This window comes from Streptomyces sp. BK340 (assembly GCF_007827595.1).
Classification (GTDB): domain Bacteria; phylum Actinomycetota; class Actinomycetes; order Streptomycetales; family Streptomycetaceae; genus Streptomyces.
In genome coordinates this window covers 1-19,152 of the sequence record NZ_VISR01000021.1, presented here as the reverse complement: position 1 = coordinate 19,152, position 19,152 = coordinate 1, and the positions used below count along the sequence as shown (strand labels likewise).

General features: G+C 68.6%; 15 protein-coding genes and 1 pseudogene. 7 read left to right on the top strand and 9 right to left on the bottom strand.

Annotated features, from left to right (window positions below):
- Both FB157_RS30605 and glyA read right to left on the bottom strand, forming a co-directional pair.
- The gene (locus tag FB157_RS30605; protein WP_145883901.1) at nucleotides 1-1,245 is read right to left on the bottom strand and encodes a sarcosine oxidase subunit beta family protein; all 1,245 of its coding nucleotides are present in this window, start codon (nucleotides 1,243-1,245) and stop codon (nucleotides 1-3) included.
- Nucleotides 1,245-2,579 (bottom strand): serine hydroxymethyltransferase, encoded by a 1,335-nt coding sequence (gene glyA, locus FB157_RS30600; RefSeq protein WP_145883900.1) that lies wholly within the window; start codon nucleotides 2,577-2,579, stop codon nucleotides 1,245-1,247. The genes FB157_RS30605 and glyA overlap by 1 nt, the downstream gene beginning before the upstream one ends.
- 100 nt (nucleotides 2,580-2,679) lie before the next feature.
- Here glyA and FB157_RS30595 point away from each other — a divergent pair, with 100 nt between their 5' ends.
- The 6 genes and pseudogenes from FB157_RS30595 to FB157_RS49495 all read left to right on the top strand — a co-directional run bounded on the left by FB157_RS30595 (nucleotide 2,680) and on the right by FB157_RS49495 (nucleotide 8,897).
- Nucleotides 2,680-3,345, top strand: coding sequence for a GntR family transcriptional regulator (locus FB157_RS30595; RefSeq protein WP_145883899.1), 666 nt, complete (start codon nucleotides 2,680-2,682; stop codon nucleotides 3,343-3,345).
- 286 nt (nucleotides 3,346-3,631) lie between these two features.
- A complete protein-coding gene (locus tag FB157_RS30590) occupies nucleotides 3,632-4,768 on the top strand; it encodes a sugar ABC transporter substrate-binding protein (protein WP_145883898.1) in 1,137 nt (378 codons plus the stop codon).
- A 153-nt stretch (nucleotides 4,769-4,921) separates the two neighbouring features.
- A complete protein-coding gene (locus FB157_RS30585) occupies nucleotides 4,922-5,323 on the top strand; it encodes a hypothetical protein (protein ID WP_145884039.1) in 402 nt (133 codons plus the stop codon).
- An 80-nt stretch (nucleotides 5,324-5,403) separates the two neighbouring features.
- Complete coding sequence (locus FB157_RS30580) at nucleotides 5,404-6,609, top strand: PP2C family protein-serine/threonine phosphatase (RefSeq protein WP_261386636.1); 1,206 nt, start codon at nucleotides 5,404-5,406, stop codon at nucleotides 6,607-6,609.
- A 94-nt stretch (nucleotides 6,610-6,703) separates the two neighbouring features.
- Nucleotides 6,704-8,241, top strand: a pseudogene (locus FB157_RS30575) (CHAD domain-containing protein).
- Nucleotides 8,242-8,402: 161 nt separating this feature from the next.
- A complete protein-coding gene (locus FB157_RS49495) occupies nucleotides 8,403-8,897 on the top strand; it encodes a DUF6480 family protein (RefSeq protein ID WP_315903848.1) in 495 nt (164 codons plus the stop codon).
- A 756-nt stretch (nucleotides 8,898-9,653) separates the two neighbouring features.
- Here the strand turns inward: FB157_RS49495 and eno are convergent.
- A complete protein-coding gene (gene eno / locus FB157_RS30565) occupies nucleotides 9,654-10,961 on the bottom strand; it encodes a phosphopyruvate hydratase (protein WP_145883896.1) in 1,308 nt (435 codons plus the stop codon).
- 176 nt (nucleotides 10,962-11,137) lie between these two features.
- Here eno and FB157_RS30560 point away from each other — a divergent pair, with 176 nt between their 5' ends.
- Nucleotides 11,138-11,560 (top strand): MarR family winged helix-turn-helix transcriptional regulator, encoded by a 423-nt coding sequence (locus FB157_RS30560; RefSeq protein ID WP_145883895.1) that lies wholly within the window; start codon nucleotides 11,138-11,140, stop codon nucleotides 11,558-11,560.
- Between the two features lie 235 nt (nucleotides 11,561-11,795).
- Here FB157_RS30560 and FB157_RS30555 read toward each other — a convergent pair whose 3' ends face one another.
- The 6 genes from FB157_RS30555 to FB157_RS30525 all read right to left on the bottom strand — a co-directional run bounded on the left by FB157_RS30555 (nucleotide 11,796) and on the right by FB157_RS30525 (nucleotide 19,035).
- The gene (locus FB157_RS30555) at nucleotides 11,796-13,016 is read right to left on the bottom strand and encodes a triacylglycerol lipase (protein ID WP_145883894.1); all 1,221 of its coding nucleotides are present in this window, start codon (nucleotides 13,014-13,016) and stop codon (nucleotides 11,796-11,798) included.
- A 546-nt stretch (nucleotides 13,017-13,562) separates the two neighbouring features.
- Nucleotides 13,563-13,946: a hypothetical protein gene (locus tag FB157_RS30545; protein WP_145883893.1), complete on the bottom strand. Its 384-nt coding sequence runs from the start codon at nucleotides 13,944-13,946 to the stop codon at nucleotides 13,563-13,565.
- Nucleotides 13,947-14,053: 107 nt separating this feature from the next.
- The gene (locus FB157_RS30540) at nucleotides 14,054-14,668 is read right to left on the bottom strand and encodes a transglutaminase domain-containing protein (protein WP_398947547.1); all 615 of its coding nucleotides are present in this window, start codon (nucleotides 14,666-14,668) and stop codon (nucleotides 14,054-14,056) included.
- 41 nt (nucleotides 14,669-14,709) lie between these two features.
- The gene (locus FB157_RS49710) at nucleotides 14,710-16,242 is read right to left on the bottom strand and encodes a PQQ-binding-like beta-propeller repeat protein (protein ID WP_145883891.1); all 1,533 of its coding nucleotides are present in this window, start codon (nucleotides 16,240-16,242) and stop codon (nucleotides 14,710-14,712) included.
- 290 nt (nucleotides 16,243-16,532) lie between these two features.
- Nucleotides 16,533-18,266: an alpha/beta hydrolase gene (locus FB157_RS30530; protein ID WP_261386635.1), complete on the bottom strand. Its 1,734-nt coding sequence runs from the start codon at nucleotides 18,264-18,266 to the stop codon at nucleotides 16,533-16,535.
- 313 nt (nucleotides 18,267-18,579) lie between these two features.
- Nucleotides 18,580-19,035 (bottom strand): VOC family protein, encoded by a 456-nt coding sequence (locus FB157_RS30525; protein ID WP_145883889.1) that lies wholly within the window; start codon nucleotides 19,033-19,035, stop codon nucleotides 18,580-18,582.
- Between the last annotated feature and the right edge of the window lie 117 nt (nucleotides 19,036-19,152).

Sequence of the window (19,152 nt, the reverse complement as noted above, 5' to 3'; positions counted from 1 at the left end):
CTAGTGGGCGACGGCGGCTGCGCCGTGCTCGTCGACCAGGGCACCGGTGGTGAAGCGGTCGAGGGTGAAGGGCGCGTTGTAGGGGTGCGGTTCGCCGGTGGCGACGGTGTGCGCGAAGCACCAGCCGACGCCCGGTGTGGCCTTGAAACCGCCGGTGCCCCAGCCGCAGTTGAGGTAGAGGTCCGCAACGGGCGTCAGTCCGACGATGGGGGAGGCGTCCGGAGTGGTGTCGACGATGCCGGCCCAGGTACGCAGCATGTGGGCACGGGCGAAGACGGGGAAGAGCTCCAGGGCGGCCGCCATCTGGCGCTCCAGGATGTGGAACGCGCCGCGCTGCCCGTACCCGTTGTAGCTGTCGATGCCGGCACCCATGACAAGCTCGCCCTTGTGCGCCTGGGAGACGTACACATGGACGGCGTTCGACATCACCACGGTCGGGTGCACCGGTTCGAGGAGCTCGGACACCAGGGCCTGCAACGGGTGGCTCTGCAGCGGGAGCCGCAGCCCGGCCATGCCGGCCAGCACGGAGGAGTGCCCGGCCGCCGCGAGCGCGACCTTGCCGGCCGCGATGGGCCCGCGGGTGGTCTGCACCCCGCGCACCCGGCCGTCGACGATGTCGAGGCCGGTGACCTCGCAGTCCTGGATCAGATCGATGCCGTACGCGTCGGCCCTGCGGGCGAAACCCCAGGCGACGTAGTCGTGCTTGGCGATGCCCGCGCGCGGCTGGTAGGTGGCGCCGAGCACCGGATAGCGCACGTCGGGGGAGATGTTGACGATGGGACAGACCTTGGCCACCTCGTCCGGCTCCAGCCACTCGGCGTCGATGCCGTTGAGCTGGTTGGCGTACACACGGCGCTTGCTGTCGCGGATGTCCTGCAAGGTGTGGGCCAGGTTGAGCACGCCGCGCTGGCTGAAGAGGATCGGGTAGTCGAGGTCCTCTTCGAGGCTCTCCCAGAGCTTGAGCGAGTGCTCGTAGATGCCGGAGCTCTCGTCCCAGAGGTAGTTGGAGCGGATGATCGTGGTGTTGCGGGCCATGTTGCCGCCCGCGAGCCAGCCCTTCTCCAGCACGGCGACATTGGTGATTCCGTGGTTCTTGGCCAGGTAGTAGGCGGTGGCCAGGCCGTGTCCGCCGCCGCCGACGATGACGACGTCGTACGACCGCTTGGGGTCGGGGTTGCGCCAGAGGAACTCGGGGTGGTCGGGGAGGACGTCGCCGGGCGTGGCGGGAGCGGTGTCGCGGTGCATCACTGAGCAGCCTCCTCGGCCACGAGCTGCGGGTCGACGGGGTAGAGCGGGAAGCGGTCGGTCAGGACCTGGACGCGTCGGCGCAGCTCGGCGGCGACCCGGTCGTCGAAGCCGGGCAGGAAGGCCGTGGCGACGATGTCGGCGACCTCCGTGAACTCCGCCGCGCCGAAGCCCCGGGCGGCCAGGGCCGGGGTGCCGATGCGGACACCGGAACTGACCATCGGCGGGCGCGGGTCGAAGGGGACGGCGTTGCGGTTGACGGTGATGCCGACCCGGTGCAGCCGGTCCTCGGCCTGCTTGCCGTCGAGTTCGGAGTGGCGCAGGTCCACCAGGACCAGGTGCACGTCGGTGCCGCCGGTCAGCACGCTGATCCCGGCCGCCCTGGTGTCGTCGGCCAGCAGCCGCTCGGCCAGGATCGCCGCCCCTTCCAGGGTGCGGGCCTGACGCTCGGCGAACTCGGGCTGGGCGGCCATCTTGAAGGCCACGGCCTTCGCCGCGATGACGTGTTCGAGGGGGCCGCCCTGCTGGCCGGGGAAGACCGAGGAATTGATCTTCTTGGCGAGTTCGGCGGTGGAGAGGATCACGCCGCCGCGGGGACCGCCGAGGGTCTTGTGGGTGGTGGTGGTCACCACGTGCGCGTGCGGTACGGGGGAGGGGTGAAGACCGGCCGCGACCAGGCCGGCGAAGTGCGCCATGTCGACCATCAGGTAGGCGCCGACCTCGTCCGCGATACGGCGGAACTCCGCGAAGTCGAGGTGGCGGGGGTACGCCGACCAGCCGGCCACGATCAGCTTCGGCCGGTGCTCGTGGGCGAGCTTGCGGACCTGGGCCATGTCGATGCGGTGGTCGTGCTCGCCGACCTGGTAGGCCGCCACCTGGTACAGGCGCCCGGAGAAGTTGAGCCGCATGCCGTGGGTGAGGTGGCCGCCGTGTGCCAGGTCCAGCCCCAGGATGGTGTCACCGGGCTGCAGCAGGGCCGCCATCACGGCCGCGTTGGCCTGGGCGCCGGAGTGGGGCTGCACATTGGCGGCCTCGGCGCCGAACAGCGCCTTGACGCGGTCGATCGCGATCTGCTCGACGGCGTCGACGTGCTCGCAGCCGCCGTAGTAGCGGCGTCCGGGATAGCCCTCTGCGTACTTGTTGGTCAGGACCGAGCCCTGGGCCTGCATGACCGCGAGCGGCGCGAAGTTCTCGCTCGCGATCATCTCCAGGGTGCCGCGCTGCCGGGCCAGCTCCGCGTCGATCGCCGTGGCGATCTCGGGGTCGAAGTCATCGAGCTGAGCACTGAGAACCGCGGAACGGGCCGCTTGCTGGTCGGGGGCGTGGGCAGTCATGAGAACTCCCTGGAGACCGGCTGAAAGGCAACTGATATATCAACCTGCTGTTGCGATACGCTAAGAGGACGGATCGGCTCGCGTCAAGGGAGGGTTTCGCGTGGATTCGTCGACCGTCGCCGGTCAGAGTGCTGGTCAGGGCAGTGGAACGCTGGCCGACCAGGCCTACCGCGCCATCTCGGACCGTCTGGTGACCCTCCAGATCCGCCCCGGCGAGCCCATCAACGACGAGCGGATCGCCGCCGAACTCGGCTTCGGGCGCACTCCGGTCCGAGAGGCCCTCAAACGCCTGGAGCGCGAGAGCCTCATCGTCGCCTACCCCCGGCGCGGAACCTTCGCCACCGAGGTGCAGATCGCCGATCTCGGACACATCTCGGAAGTCCGCAGGCAGCTGGAGCCCCTCGCCGCGGGCCTGGCGGCGCGGCGAGCCGGTGAAACCGACCGCGCCGTCCTCGACCGGTTGCTGGCCGAGCTGGCGGACGCGTCCGGCGCCGGCGCGGACCTGATCCGGCTCGACATGACCCTGCACCGCGCCATCTACGCGGCGACTCGCAATCCCTACCTCGAAGACACGCTGATCCGGTACGACAACCTGGCCACGCGGATCTGGTGCCTGTTCCTCGACCGGTTGCCGGGCCTCGCGGGTCACGTGCACGAGCACGGGCCCCTGCTGCGCGCCATCATGGACGGCGACGCGGAGAAGGCCGCGGCGCTGGCGGAGGGGCACGTGGAAGGGTTCGAGGCGGCGATCCGCAGCGTCATCTGAGCCGCGTGCCGCAAGCTGCTCGCTGCCCCGTTCTCCGCGGCCTGCCTGCACGCCGGTTGCTGCCACGTCGCGCGCGGTCACGCGGTTCTTCGTAGGCCGCCCGTACGCCGGATGCAGGATTCGTTCTGACCTGCGGGAACCGATGCCCGGCCAGTCATCGTGGGACGATGTGAGCGGCAGGCTTTAACTGTCTTGTTGTCCTTACGTCTTGACGTCTCTTGTTGTTTCCGCGTTTGCTTCCGTCACTGGGTTGCCATGATGCTCCCTCATTCGGAAGGCACCTGACTTGAGCGCTCACACCACCTACAGGACCTCTGCACGTCATCTCGCGATAGCCCTGACCGCCTCCGCATCGGCTCTCGCACTCACCGCGTGCGGCGCCTTCGACAACGCCGGCGGGAGCGGCAGCCCCTCATCCCCGAAGAAGGGCGACGACATCACGGTGGGACTGCTCCTGCCCGACAAGGACACGGCGCGCTTCGAGAAGTTCGACTACCCCATCATCAAGAAGGAGATCGCCTCCCTCACACACGGCAAGGGCAAGGTCGTCTACGCAAACGCCGAGGCGAGCCCGGCCACTCAGAGCCGGCAGTTCCAGCAGATGGTGGATGCCAAAGCCGACATCGTTCTGGTGGACCCGCTGGACGCCAAGGCCATCGCGCCGGAAGTCCAGAAGGCGAAGGACGCCGGCATACCGGTCATCGCCTACGACCGGCTCGCGCAGGGCCCCATCGACGCCTACGTCTCGCACGACAACGAACTCGTCGGCGAGGTCCAGGGCCGAGCCATCATCGCGGCACTCGGCAGCAAGGCGGCAACCAGCAAGATCGTCATGATGAACGGCGACCCCGCGGACCCGAACACGGCGAAGTTCAAGGACGGCGCCCTCGGCGAACTCCAGAACAAGGTCCAGATCGCCGAACAGTACGACACCGACAAATGGTCGCCGGAGGTCGCCAAGGCGCACATGAAGAAGGCGATCCAGGCCATCGGCGTCGACAACATCGCCGCCGTCTACTCGGCCAACGACGGCATGGCGGGCGCCGTCATCGACGCGCTGAAGGAGGCGGGCGCCACCAGGATCCCCCCGGTGACTGGGCAGGACGCGAACTTGGACGCGGTGCAACGGGTCGTCTCGGGCGAGCAGTACATGACTGTCTACAAGTCGTTCCTGGACGAGGCCACCCATGCCGCGGAGATGGCGGTTTACAAGGTCCAGGGCAGCGACATCCGGTTCGACGCGCTGACCCGCGACACGGTCGACAGCCCGACGGAGAAGAAGATCCCCGCGATGCTCGTGCCGGTGGTTGCCCTCACGAGGGACACCATCAAGGACACGGTGATCGAGGACGGCGTCTACTCCGTCAAGGACATCTGCACCCCGAAGTACGAAGCGGGCTGCGCTGCAATCGGCCTGAAGTAGCAGCCATCCTCCGCCGGGCGCCATCGCCGGCCTCCTCCGGAAAGCCAAGGCCCCTGACGTCCGCTTGCGGTCCATCTGCCGCACTGCGCCGCGGTGTTGCTGAACTCGCCGTAGCCTTCTGACGATCGTCGCCCTGTGTCGGCGCTCTGCGGCATGATGATCGGAGTGAACACCGAAACACTGATAGACGTCTGGCAGCGGCTTCTCGCCGACCCTCGCAAGTCGTGGGTGCTGTTCGAGCATGGCACTTGTGTCGTGCTGACGACTCCGGAAGGGGAGCTTGCTGAACAGGCCATCGACCTCCTGAAGAAGTTCGGCCCGGCGCATGCCGGATCTTCGGCAGGAGACTTCGGGGTGATCAACCCGACGGACGTCGAGGGAGGGGTCGTCACCGGCCATCACCACGACGTCCTCACCTATGTCGGCCCTGATGAGCCTCAAGACCAGTCGGATATCGCTGTCGGGCTTTTCGGACGTGCCAAGCGCCACCGGGATGGCACCGAACTGCACGTCGTCCACGTCGAGGACCGGCGTGGTTCAGGGAGTCCTGCGTAAAGCAGTGGCTGGTCCCCGTCGTTCCTGATGTGAGACAGGACGGGATCGGTGTGACACTGGGCGCGGAAGGGGTGATCCCCGTGCCGGACCCACCGCACGCGTCCTCCGGCCCCGACACCGCCGTCGACGAGCATCGGCTGGAAGAGCTGATCATCGAGGCGCAGACTGCTCTGCCGGTCGAACTGCCGGCCCTGGCGAACCGGTGCGCCTCGGCCCTCGGTCTGGGCACTGCGCTGATCTACCTCGTCGACCTGCAGCAACGGTTGCTCATCCCGCTCGACGAGACCCTGGATCCGCTGCCGGTGGACCGCTCGTCGGCCGGCTGGGCGTACCGAACGGTCTCCCCGCGCGTGGCCGAGGCCGACGAGGGGTTGATCGTCTGGACGCCTCTGGTCGACGGTGCGGAGCGGCTGGGCGTGCTGGAGGTGAGGACCGCCTCACTCGACGGAGCACGGATGCGCCGCACCCGGATGCTGGGCCATCTGTTCGCCATGCTGATCACCTCCAAGCGTGCCTACAGCGACTGGCTCGCCGCCCGCACCCGCACCGCGACCATGCGGTTGCCCACGGAGATGCTGCGGGCCTTCCTGCCACCCCACACCATCGGCAGCACCAGATGCGTCTCGACCGCGGTCCTGGAACCGGCCTACGACGTCGCCGGCGACGCCTTCGACCACTCGGTGGTCAAGAACATCCTGCACACCATGATCCTCGACGCCATGGGCCATGATCTGACCGCCGGCCTGACCACCTCGGTCGCCATGGCTGCGGCGCGCAACGCCCGCCGCGGCGGTGGAGACACGGCCGACGTCGTAGGCTCCGTCGACCAGGCGCTCGCCCGGTGGGCGCCCGACCACTTCTGCACCGGTGTGCTGTGTCGGCTCGACGCCGAGACCGGAGTGCTGCGCTGGGTCAATTGCGGTCACCCTCCACCGCTGCTGATCCGTGCCGAACGGGTCGTCCCCGGGGCACTGGACAGTCCTCCACAGCCGCCGATCGGCCTGGCCGGTCCGCTCGCCCCGGCAGCCCGGCAGGTCCACGAGACGACATTGGAACCGGGCGATTGCGTCCTGCTCTACACCGACGGTGTCGTGGAGGCGCGTGACGAAGACGGGGCGGAGTTCGGCCTCGACCGGTTCACCGACTTCATCATCCGCTCCAACGCCGCCGGCGAGCGCCCGGCCGAGGTGCTACGGCTGCTCATCCACGCCATCCTCGACTACCAGCGCAAGCAACTGCGGGACGACGTGACCATCCTGCTCTTCGAATGGCGCCCGCAGCACTGATGACCTGGTATTGCGCCCTACCAGGCGGCTCGCTCACCGCAGGGACGACGCTTCACAGACGTTTGAACCGCGCCGTGGCGTGCACGCGCCCGGTATGACCCAATCGAAGCGGGAGACAGAACGAAAATACGAAGCCCCGTCGGCCGATGACACACAGTGGCTGCCGGACCTCACCGGTGTGGACGGCATCGTGTCGGTCGTCGAGAAGGGCCTCGACGAACTGGACGCCGTGTACTACGACACGGTCGACCTGCGCCTGGCCACGGCCTCGGCAGCGCTCCGCCGACGCACCGGCGGGCTTGATGCGGGCTGGCACCTCAAACTGCCCGAGTCCGGGGACAGCCGGGAGGAGGTGCAGGCGCCGTTGTCCGACGAGGTTCCGGAAACCCTGCACGACCTGGCCCTTTCCCGCACCCGAGGGGCAGAACTGAGGCAAGTGGTCCGTATCCGGTCCACCCGAAGCACGTGGCACCTGGTCGATTCTGGAGGCTCGGTCCTCGCAGAGCTGAGTCTCGACAAGGTCGACGCCGAATCCCTCCTCGGCACGGCCACACAGGCCTCATGGACTGAGATGGAGGTCGAGCTCGCCGAGGACGCTGATCCCCTGCTGCTCGGAATCGTCGACAAGACTCTACGCAAGAACGGCATCGAACGTGCCGGCCATTCATCCAAGCTGAGCCGGGCACTGGAGGAAACGGGTACGGGAGCATCACGCCCGCCGGACAGGCCTGCCGAGGGCGTCAACCCGGCTCAGCCGCCGACGAGGTCCTCAAGTACGTGGACGCGCAGGTGCACACCATGGTGAACGTCGATCCGGCGGTACGCCGAGGCCGCCCCGACTCCGTGCACAAGATGCGCGTGACCTGCCGGCGACTGCGTTGCACACTGCGTTCCTACCGGTCGGTGCTTGACCGTGAGGTCACCGATCCGATCCGTGAGGAGCTCAAGTGGCTGGGCGGGGAACTGGGTGCGGAACGCGACCAGGAGGTCCTGGTGGAACGGCTGAGCGCGCGCATCGGCGCCTCGCCCCGTGAGCTGGTCCTCGGGCCCGTCGGCGCCCGGTTGCAGGTGTGGAACGTGGCCCGCGCCTCGGAGGCGCGGCAGCGCACCCTCGACGCCCTGCTCTCACCCCGTTACCTGGCCCTACTGGGTTCGTTGGCCGGGCTCACGCAGCAGCCTCCGCTGCGTCGCAAAGCCGCTCGCAAGCCGGAGAAGGTGATGGTCAAGGCGATACTCAAGGAGTATGCCCGGCTGGCTGGCCGGGTGGCACACGCGCTGGAACTCTCCCCGGGGACGGAACGCGATGCGGCCCTCCACCAGGCCCGCAAGGCGGCCAAGAAGACGCGCTACTCCACAGAACCGGCGCGCGCCTCGCTCGGCAAACCCGCCAAACGGCTCGGCAAGCGCGTCAAAGCCGTACAGAGGTTGCTTGGCGAGCATCAGGACAGCGTCGTTGCGCGCGACGCCCTGCGGAACCTGGGCCTTGCGGCGCATGCGGCGGGAGAGAACGCCCTCACCTGGGGCCTGTTGTACGGCCAGGAGCAAGCCGAGGCGGACCGGTGTGAACGGGAACTGCCGGCCGCATGGGCCGATGCAGCGAAGCCCGGGCTGCGCAAGGCGCTCGTCCGTTGAGAGACCGCTCTTGGATCCTGACTGGCCCGGGGCGGGCGCGCCAGGGCCCCGGCCTCGTGGCGTAGAGGCCCACCGCGCGGGTCTGTTACTCCGGTGAGGGACCGGGAACTCGGCATGTGCCTCGCGTGCTGTGGCGGAGGTGAGGACAGTGACACGACAGGATGGCGAACCACCGGTGGCCCACCACCGCTCGCCGGTGGGGGGCTCTGGAGCAGCAGAGCAGCTCTCTGGATGCCGGCGAGCCGGAAGTCCTGGAAAAGCTTGAGATCAAGTACGTCGACCGCCGGGCGATCGTCCGGAACCTGGAAGCCCGACTCGACCAATTGTGTCCAAAGGCCCACCGCCTCACGGCACGATCGACCAGCTCGGCGAGCCCAAGGCCGACAGGCCCCGGCTTGCCGGGGAAGAGAGCCGAGAGGAGCAAGCACATGACGAGCCCTCATGCCGAGCCGAGACGAACCGCGGGGCTCAGACTGGGTGGCGGGATACCCCCTGGTGAAACCCCACCCGCCGAGGGGAGTACCACCTCTGGTATCTCCTTCCCGGAGCCTGAGCTGCGCAAGGGATGGGCAGCCATGCCACTCGTACTGATCATGCTGGTGGTGGCATTGATCGCAGTCGGCCTGATCGCAATGGCGGTGGCCTTGATGGTCTAGATCCCAGGCCCGCCGCCGCGTGAGAATGCGGCTGCCATCAGGCCGGCGGATCCGGGGGCGAAAACCGATGTGGCAGGTCGACGGTGTAGCCGACGGGAAGGTCGAGACATCACCAGAACCCATCCTGATCAGGCGATCGGGCGACAGGCGCTCTCCTTGCGCCCGCGCCCGCGCACAGCCCATGTCGACCGAATGCCACCCGCTCCACGTGGAGGGGGCACGGGGGGTTGTGCGACTCATCGGGAGCAATCGCCTTTGTGAGCCGGCGATGGTCGCCGCCGCTCTTACGCCGGGTACCCGCCCTCGCGGTGTGCAACGGTGCCTTTGCGTACGCTCTTCGTACGCTCCCGGGGCCCGTTCCGGCGCTCTCGCTCGACTCGGCACCAGCCGACCCTCGACGAGACCCTCACTACTACTCCGGGATGGCAGGCACCACGCAGCAGGCCGGGTTCTCCGCGGCCGTGTGCACCACGACCGGGTTCACGGAGAGAGGAGGAAGGCCCGGCCGGCCCAGCAGCCGCATGCCCGCGCTGCCACCAGATGCGCCGACAGGCCGGGCTCTGCCACGGTGCCCTAACCCGCGGCCAGGTCTCCTTCCTCAACGCCTCGACTCCGAGCCGTCTGACAGACCAGGGCCACCGGTGCCGACAGTCGAATCTCAGGCGAACGACGCCGGCATCACCCAATTCTCTCCCCGGCACACGAGCGGCCCCCGATCAACCTGGGGCCCACGTGGTCTCTACCTCTGCCGGCGGTTCACCCCCGCCACAGTACGGAGCGGCCCGCGAAGCGAGCCGAGTCACCCAACTCCTCTTCGATCCTGATCAGTTGGTTGTACTTCGCCGTGCGGTCGGAGCGGGAGAGGGAGCCGGTCTTGATCTGACCGCAGCCGGTCGCCACCGCCAGATCCGCGATGGTGGTGTCCTCCGTTTCGCCCGAACGGTGCGACATGACAGCCGTCCAGCCCGCCTGGTGGGCCGTTGCCACTGTGGCCAGTGCCTCGGTCAGAGTCCCGATCTGATTGACCTTGACCAGGACCGAGTTGCCGACGCCGGTGCGGATGCCCTCGCGCAGCAGTGTCTCGTCGGTGCAGAACACGTCGTCGCCGGTGAGCTGACAGCGGTCGCCGACGCGGGCGGTCAGCTCGCGCCAGCCGGCCAGGTCGTTCTCCGCCATCGGGTCCTCGACGGAGACGACCGGGTAGGCGTCGATGAGCTTGGCCAGGTAGTCGGCGTGCTCGGAGGGGGTGCGGCGCACCCCCTCGCCCGCGTAGTCGTACATCCCGTCGCGGAAGAACTCCGACGACGCCGGGTCCATGACCAGGCCGATGTCAGTACCGGGGCGGTAGCCGGTGCGCTGGATGGCGGTCATCACGAAGTCGAGCGCCTCCTCTGCGGTGCGCAGCGCGGGCGCGAAGCCCCCCTCGTCGCCGACGCCCGTGGAGTGCCCGGCGGCCAGCAGATCGCGGCGCAGGGTGTGGAAGACCTCGCTGCCCATGCGGACGGCTTCGGCGAAGGTGTCCGCGCCCACGGGCGCGATCATGAACTCCTGGAAATCCAGCGGATTGTCGGCGTGGGCACCGCCGTTGACGATGTTCATCATCGGCAGCGGCAGGAGGTGGGCGTCGGCGCCGCCGAGGTAGCGGTAGAGGGGTTGGTGGTGGGCCGCCGCGGCGGCCTTGGCGGCGGCGAGGGAGACGCCGAGGATCGCGTTTGCGCCGAGCCGGGACTTCGTGGTGGTGCCGTCGAGGGCGACCAGCCAGGCGTCGAGACCCGCCTGGTCAGCCGCGTCCCGGCCGCGCACGGACGCCGCGATCTCCCCGTTGACGTGGGCCACCGCTCGGTCGACGCCCTTGCCGTGCCAGCGCGCGGAGTCTCCGTCGCGCAGTTCCACGGCTTCCCGGGCACCGGTGGAGGCGCCGGAGGGCACAGCCGCGCGCCCCAGGGACCCGTCGGCCAGGAAGACATCGACCTCGACCGTGGGGTTTCCCCGGCTGTCGATGATCCGGCGGGCGGTGACGGTCTCGATGGTGGCGTCGACGGTTCCGACTGCCTTTGCGGACATGGGAGGTCCTTCCCGTTGTCGTATGCCGTGGCCCCGGCTGCGACAACGCTGACGCTGGGCCCGACAACGCCAAACCCTACAGCAATGCTGCTCAGTTCAGCTGTACAGATTTGCTGTACAGCATTGCTGTGCAGGTCAGGTGCACAGCTCTGCTGACCAACGGGGTAAAGTGCCCTATGCCCACCTCGGAAGCCGCCGCCATCGCCGCCGAACTGCGCACCGCGATGGGCAAGCTCACCCGGCGCGTCAACCACGAGGACCGCATCCCGCTGGGCCAGGTGGCCGTGCTGGGTGCACTCGACCGCGACGGCGCCATGACCACCAGTGATCTCGCCGCCGATCAGCGCGTACGCCCCCAGTCGATGGCCCGGGCGGTGGGACTGCTCATGGAACAGAAACTCATCACGCGCCGGGCGCATCCCACGGACGGCCGGAAGTCGCTGGTCGAGCTGTCGGACGCGGGCCGGGCCGTGCTCGAAGCGGAGCGCGGCCGCAGGGTCGGTTGGCTCGCGCAGGCCATCGAAGCCGAACTCACGGATGAGGAGCGGGAGTTGCTGGCCCGAAGCGCCGCCCTGCTGGAGCGGCTCGCCACTCGCTAGTTCGCCGAAGGCCTCTGCGACTTCGCAATCGCTCGTACTGCCGGCGCCACGGTCGGCCTGACCGTCATGGCCCAGGCCGACGCCGACGAGAGCCTCGAATGGGTGGTCCCGGTGGACTCCACGACCGTGCGGGCTCACCTGCAAGCGGCCGGGGCCCGCCGGAAGGGGCCCCGGCCGGCGAGCCCGACGCAGGCATGTTCTTCGGGTCCGCCCGGTGATCCAGACGAACCGCGACCTAGAACCGGTCCATCAGCCAGGTGCACAGCTCCTCGGTCGGAAGGGTGTGCGGGGTCGTCGTGGACGAGCAGCGGAACTCGTCCACGCCGCTCTGGGAGGGGTCAAGGCCGTCGACCCTCGCGTACAGGTCCTCCTGCCGCCCGAAGTCCAGGATGTCGACCGCGCTGACGGACGGGACGAAGCACACGTGCGGATGCCGCAGGTCCGCCTCGCCGCTGGCCTCGATCATCGAGTTGGCGAGGATCTGGTACGTCGCGAGGGTGCCGCCCGGTGCGCCGTCCAGCTCCGGGAAGTCGCTGGTCGTGATGGTCCGCTCGGTCGGCGGGAACTTCCGGTTCAGGTAGGCGACCGTCACGTCGTCGCCCTGCGCCTGGGCGTAGAAGGTGGTGCCGGGGTAGCGGACGTCGAGCCGCAGCGTGACCTCGCCGGGCTCGACGTCGGGCAGCCCGATGCCGTCGCCGCGGCCGTTGGCGACGGCCAGCTTGCGCGGGATCCGCGGCCACTGGCCGACCCGGTCCAACTCGTTGAGCAGCGCTGTGCGCTCAGGGGCCACCCCGATCTTCTGGGTGGTCTTGTCGTAGTGCTGCCACAGCATCTGCCGCGCGGCCGGGCTGTTCATCTGCTGCTCGAATGGATGGGGCTTGAGGTCCAGGCCGTACGGGAGCAGGTACGCGAACGCCTGGACGCCGACGGGGATGGAGGCACCGCGGTGCGGGGTGTCGAACGAGAAGTACACGCCTGTCTGGTGCTCGTCCTCGTGGAAGTCGGTCTCCATCCTGGCGAGGGTGTAGCGCGCGATGAGGCCGCCCATGCTGAAGCCGCCGACGATCAGCCGCTCGTTGCCCGTGCGACGGGCGATGGCCTCACGGATGGCCCCCTCGACCGCGTTCGTGTTGGTCAGGATGGAGTCCGTGCGGTTGTCGAAGCCGAGCAGGATCACGTCCATGCCACGCCGGCGAAGTTCGCTGATGAAGGGGTAGTCCTCGCCCTCGAGGAACTCGTAGAGCTCCTTGAGCTTGCTCTTGCCGTGGTTGAAACCGTCGGCGATGATCACCGGCCGGGTGAGGGTGTCGTTGTCCTCGCCGTAGAAAACCCAGGTGAATCCCTTGTCTACGGTCCACTCCTCGTCGAAGTCCGGTACCTCGACCGGATGAGAGGGGGAGTCGAGCGGGTCGCCGATGGTGAACGGCGTGACGGGGGCCTCGGTCGTTTCGGACACAGTCGTACTCCTCGTGGGTGGGGGAGAGGGGGACGACAACATCATGTGGCATATTCCGGGCAAATCGCCTGTCGGGGATTTCGCGGGAGCCATGCACCCCTTGCCGACCCGCGTGTGTCGTACGGCGCGTCAGGGCCTTCGGGGGGATCCGGGAGATCTGGGGATCGCGGGGCGGCGGGGCGCCAGCTGGAGGGGAGCAAACCGAGCGGCCCGGTTAAGGAACCGGCCCTCTCCGCGTATTTCGCAGCGTTTGCGCAGCTGAGCGGTTCATAAGAACACCCCACACAGCAACAGCACATCCGCGTACGGCCATGCCTCGCCCGTGCGGACCCCCAGCCGCGCGCCTGGCGACAGGTCCCTCGGTTTCTCGTGCGAGACGTACGCCAGTCGGGTGAAGCGCCGCTCCAACAGCCCTGCCGCCGTCGGCCCGCCGCCCCGCATCGGCGTCCGGTCCGGGAGCAATGACGCTTCCAGAATCCTGCCCTTCATCGCCGTGGACGAGGCTCTGACCACGCCCGTCGGCGCAACCATCGCCTGGTCGGGCACTCATGGCAGGTCGTCGCGTCCCAGCCACGCAGGCTTGATGGGCACCCCGTCCGTGTCCCGCTCGCCCGGTTGCTCCACCGCCTCGGTCGGCCGGGCAACCGGAACGGTTTGCCCTTCTGCTGCAGGTTCCGGTGCGGTGGGTGCATCGGAGTCCTGCAGCAGTTCCGCCACCGTGAACCGAGTGACGAACGACTGCCACGCCCCGTCGATGACGAGCCGGAACCCGTCACTCTGTCGCAGGAGCCGACGGCGCTTGGGGCTTCTTGGATGCTCGGGTGAATAGCTCCGCGCCCGCCGTTCCAGCTCTGCGAGCGCCTCCTCGCGCGGCCCGGTGATGTGAGCCACCACGTGTGCCTCAGTGTGTTTGCGTTCCCCGGCACCCATGGTCGTCTCGATGACCAGCCCCCACGTCGTCACGTTCCTCGCCCCTCCACCTCTCGTATCTCGCCATACCTTAGGAGAAATGACGAAACCGGCGGAGCTGCATGCCATCACTGTGAGGGCAGACCTGTCGGACGCGACTGGATGCCCGCCGAACGGCGACTGAGGATGGGCTCGGCCAGGAGCCTCGCCATCCCGCACAGGGTCTGGCCGTGCTGGGCGAAAAGTTCGTCACGCGAGTCGAAGTGGCCGAGGTCCGCCAGGACATAGGCCGAGAGATCGCAGGCGGCGCCGGCGGCCGGGCAGACCGTCGTGCCGTCCCAGTCGATCGCTGCCCTGGACAATGCCTCGAAGAGTGTCTCCGTGCCGGCGTTGGTGAAGCCCTCGCTGCTGCCTTCGCGCGGCTCGTTGACACCGCTGAAGAGTTCCGAGACCGTCGACCAGGGCGCGGTGAGGTGTTCCGTTGGTGACAGTTCGTCAAGGTGGAACTCGGGCCATGCGAGCACAACTTGGTGCGGGACGAACCGATGGATCTGCGGGAAGCGCGGATACCAGAACCTCCCGTCCACCAACAGGCCACGCACCCGCGTGGCCATCCCGGACGCCCGTGCCACGGCCTCCAGTACCGCCAGCCGCTGGCTGCACGAGCCGCGGCGGCGGCGCAGCACCTCGGACACGGGCCGCTCGTCCCTCGAATCCGCAGGGGTGTCGATCCGTCGGAGCAGTGCGGTTGCATCGGCAGACTGGACAGCCACGCTGTGACCCCCTATGTGATCGAGCAATCCAGAAGCCGCCCGTCGCTGGTGCCGATGAGCAACCGACCAGCTTCGGCGACGGCCAGTGCCGTCGGTACGGCGAGCACCGCGGCTACGGTGAGGTGCCGACGCCAACGCACCGTGCCGTCATGAAGATTCAGCCCGACGATCTCGCCGTCGTCGTAAGTGACATAGACGGTCTCCGCGTCGCAATCAAGGCCGGTGGCCTTCCGGTTCGTCCGGAAGACCCAGGCCGGCTGCCCATTCGTCGGCTGACGTCGTACGACGAACGAGCCGTCGGGCTGCAACCCGTGGCCGTGGTGGACGGTGCCGGCATGGACGAGGGCACCATCCGTGGTCTCTACTCCAGGACCGGCGAAGTGTGTCTCACCTGGTATCCAGGAGTAGGGGAACAACCGTCTGGCTGCTGCCTCTGTCGGCTCGCGCGGGCGTTCGGCAGCCGGCATCGCCTCCAGGGCGGCTGCGACGAGCCACGTTTCTCTCGCTTCGGGGTTCCGCTCGCCCTCCGCGCGCACGGTCTCGCGGAAGTAGATCCGGGTGCCGCGCCGGATGCGGAGCCTGCTCCGCTCTCCGGCTGATCCTGCGGGTGCGAGGGCTGGCATGCCGTCAGCACTGCGCACCAGAGACATCGGGGCGGAGGGAGTGAGGTGGTCGAGCTGTGTCCCGTCCTCCAGCGAGAGGCGGACCACGGCCTGAGGCAGCTTCCCCCACTCGGGCCGCATCAGACCGACCCAGGCCGATTGCTCATCTGCCGCGATGACAAGGTCCCGGCCGCCCTCGTCGTCCGGAACAGCCCACTGCCGCTGTCCCGACGGCAGCCAGGACTCCAGCCGGATCCCGTCAAGCGTTGCCAGGATCCTGCCGTCGGACAACTCCTCGACCGCGCGGACGTTGCACCGCGGATCCCAGTCCGCGCTCAGGGAGGAGACCGTCTGACGGGCGTCATCCCGGCCGTCGGGGCGCGGAGCCGTCACTCGTGGTCCGGCCAGATCGTACGAGGTGATCGATCTGGCCGATACGGCCCTCCAGTCGGGCCGACTCACCACCGTGACGTGCCCCTCGCCCCATGCGTCCTTGTCCTGCCAGTCGTCAGGCGGTGCCATCAGCACACGAAGGTCGTGTTCGTTGAGCCACTCCAGGCGCAGGACCTGGCGGCCGAGCTCGTGCTCGATGAGCGACGTGGGCATGCCCGTCTCCAAATCCAGAAGGAGCAGTTCCCCTTCGAAGAAGTAGCCGCCGTCGTAGCTGCCCGTACCGACAGCCAGGAGGGGCAGCACGGGGTGGAAGGCCATTGCGTGCACGGGGTACCGCGCACGGAGAAGCGCTCGGCAGGCCAGATCGTCGGTGCCGTAGACGCCAACCGGTGCACTGCTGCCGAACTCCTGCATGCCCGCCAGCGCCGTGTGTGTGCCCGCCACTGCCAGCAGGCGGCGCCGCTCGTCGTCGACCGCGAGAGTGGGTTCACCAACCTCGGCGAAGGGACGGTCACCGAGGATTCGGTCGATGCGCAACGGGATGGTCATGGCAATGATCTTCGCAAGGGGCGAAGGCTGCGGGAAAGCACGAACCTCAAAAGGCCGGAGAGAAGACCCCGTAGCCCCGTCGAGGTTGCATCTGGCGAACCGCGCTCTTACGTCCGGAGCCGGCGCCACATGTCGATCATGTACGACTCCAAGTCGGCGGGTATCGCGGTCTCCTCGCCCTCGCCGGTCCGCCTCACCGCTTCATCCCGCCGTGCCTGCGCGGCCGCTCCGCCGCCGAAAAACGGTGCACGACGGTGCACGCGCACCCCGAACCTCCGAGAGACAGGCCATCACGGTTCCCTCCGGCGGCTGGGAGTCGTAGTCGTCCTCGTCCCGGAGGAGGAACAGGCTGCTGCCCCATGTGGCGAGAAGTTCCGGCCACGCTGCGGCTCGCTCATCCTTCCCCCTTGACCGGCGCGTTGTGGCTCGGTCAGCGCGCCGCTGCCGGTGGCGATGCCGCCGACGGGGACGGGTGCCGGGAACGGGGGCTTGTCCTGGTGGCAGGTCGTTCCGGCCGGCGGGAGGGTGCCGTCGACGAAGTAGCGGCTCTCGTACGCCTGCACACAACTGCTGGGGTTTATCAGCGCGGTGTGACCGTACCCCTCGTGGGTGAGCAGGCGGGCATCGGCCAGTTCTCTGGCCATCGCCTGCGCGTCCGCGTAGGGAGTGGCCGGGTCATAGGTGGTGCCGATCACCAGGACGGGGTGCGCCGTCGGCCTGTTCCACGGGCCGCGGTAACGGTCGGCCGCCACGACCGGCCAGGAGATGCATGCCGCGGCGGCCCACGTCCAGTACCGTCCGGCATCGCCCGCACGAGCGGCGGCGGCTTCCTCCAGGGCGGGATAGACGGCCGGGTCACGCGGGTTGGGACTGTCGCCGCAGAACACCGCACTCGCCTGTTCATCGCCCAGGTACGGATTCGGATGCGGGACCGGCGGCGCAGACGGGAGCGGGGCCGCCGCGGGCACCTGGCCCTGCCAGAGCTTCTGGAGCCTTTCGGCGAGATTCGTCCATCCGGGGCGGAGGAAGTAGAGGCCGCTCACCACGTCGGCGACCGTACGGCCGTAGGTCCACTCGCCCACCGGGCGGGCCCGTAGCCGCTGCATCAGCTGGTCGAACTTGCCCCGGGTCGCCTGCGCGCCGCCGGCGGAGAAAGGGCAGCCGGCGGTGGTCGTGGAGCCGCACAGGGACAGGAACCGGTCCAGGACCGCTGCCGCCGCGCGGTCCGTGCCCATGCGCAGGAACGTCGTGGACCGGGGAGCCGCGTCGGACGCGTGATTCGTCCAGGCCTGCGGGTCGATGTTGCTGTCCAGGGCCATGGCGCGGATCTTGGCGGGGAACAGGTTGGCGTAGGTGGCGCCCAGGAACGTGCCGTACGAGGTTCCGAGGTAGGTGAGTTGCGGTTCGCTCACCGCCCGGCGGAGCTGGTCGAGGTCGCGAGCGGTCTCGGCGGTCGACACATGGCGCAACAACTCGGGGTCACGCCGTTCGCAGCGCTTGGCCAGATCCCGGTACGCGCCGATCAGGGACGCCCGCTGCTGTGCGCCGACCGGGACACCGACCGGTTTGCCCGCGTCCCATGCGGCGGCTTCTTGCGGATTCGCGAAGCAGTTCACCGCGGTGCTGTTGCCGACTCCGCGCGGATCCCAGCTCACGATGTCGAAACGCTCCCGCACCTCGTGCGGGAAGGACGCGTAGTTCTGCGGCATCTGCACGGTGCCGGGCCCGCCGGGTCCGCCGGGGTTGAAGAACAGGGTGCCGATGCGTCGTCCGGGGCCCGTCGCCTTCCGCTTGATCACCGCCAGCTCGATGTGGCGACCGGCGGGTTTCCTGTAGTCCAGTGGCACCACGGCGGTGGCGCAGTCGAACGGACTGCCTTGGACGCAGGCTCTCCAGTCCAGCTTCGGAGCGGGCACCGAAGGAGCCGGCGTGCTGCCGGCCGCGTTCAGGTGCGGCCCGGCCAGTACCGTCGAGCAGGTCAGCACCGCAGCGAGGGCCGCGGCACAACGTCTGCGGTCGAGCATGGGGCCAACTATGAGCATGCATCCCAAACCACCGCGATGCGGCAGGGTGCGCGAGCCAGCCGCGTCCGAATGGCGTAGCCGCAGCCTCCCCGGTCAGTTCCCGTGGCGCACGACGTAGATCATGACCAACGCCAGGGCGCGGATGCCGAAGAGGAAGCCGGGGCCACCACCGGGACATCAACCCTGCCCACCTGAAGCCTGAAGCGGCACCGCGCCGGGACGACCGCTACGACAAACTCGCCGTCCGTCACGAGGCGACGGCACTGGCCGCGGTCATCAACGAACGGCTGTGACCAGTACTGCTGACGGGGTTCTATACGACGCAGAATTCGTTGCCCTCGGGGTCCTGCAGAAGGACGGCGTAGTGCTCCATGCTCGGCTCATCCGTGATCCGCAGCACGGTGGCACCGGCCTCGGTGAGGCGCTCCACCATGGCTGTGACCCGCTGAGCGCGGACCGCCAACGGGACCTCGCGCCCTCCGCCCACCTTCAAGTCGAGGTGCATCCGGTTCTTGGTGACCTTCGGCTCAGGGACCTGCTGGAACCACACCCGCGGCCCCTGTCCCGCAGGATCGATGATCGACTCCGCCGTCTCCCCGGCACCGGCGGGCAACTCCTCCTCGGGCACCCCCATGCCCGCCCAATACTCCCGCCATGTGGAGTGCCCACCTGGCGGAGGCTCTGGCACGTATCCCAGGGCCTCGGCCCAGAAGCTCACCAGCCTCTGCGGGTCAGCACAGTCGATCACCAGCTGCAGCGTCATCTCCATACCCGGAGAATGCCAGGCAGGTCTGACATTGATGCTGATACTCAGGTTCCGGCGGTCGTGGCTCGGGGTCTGACTGACGCCCTGCTGGGCTGTCTTCGCGCTGTACTGTCCGGCCGC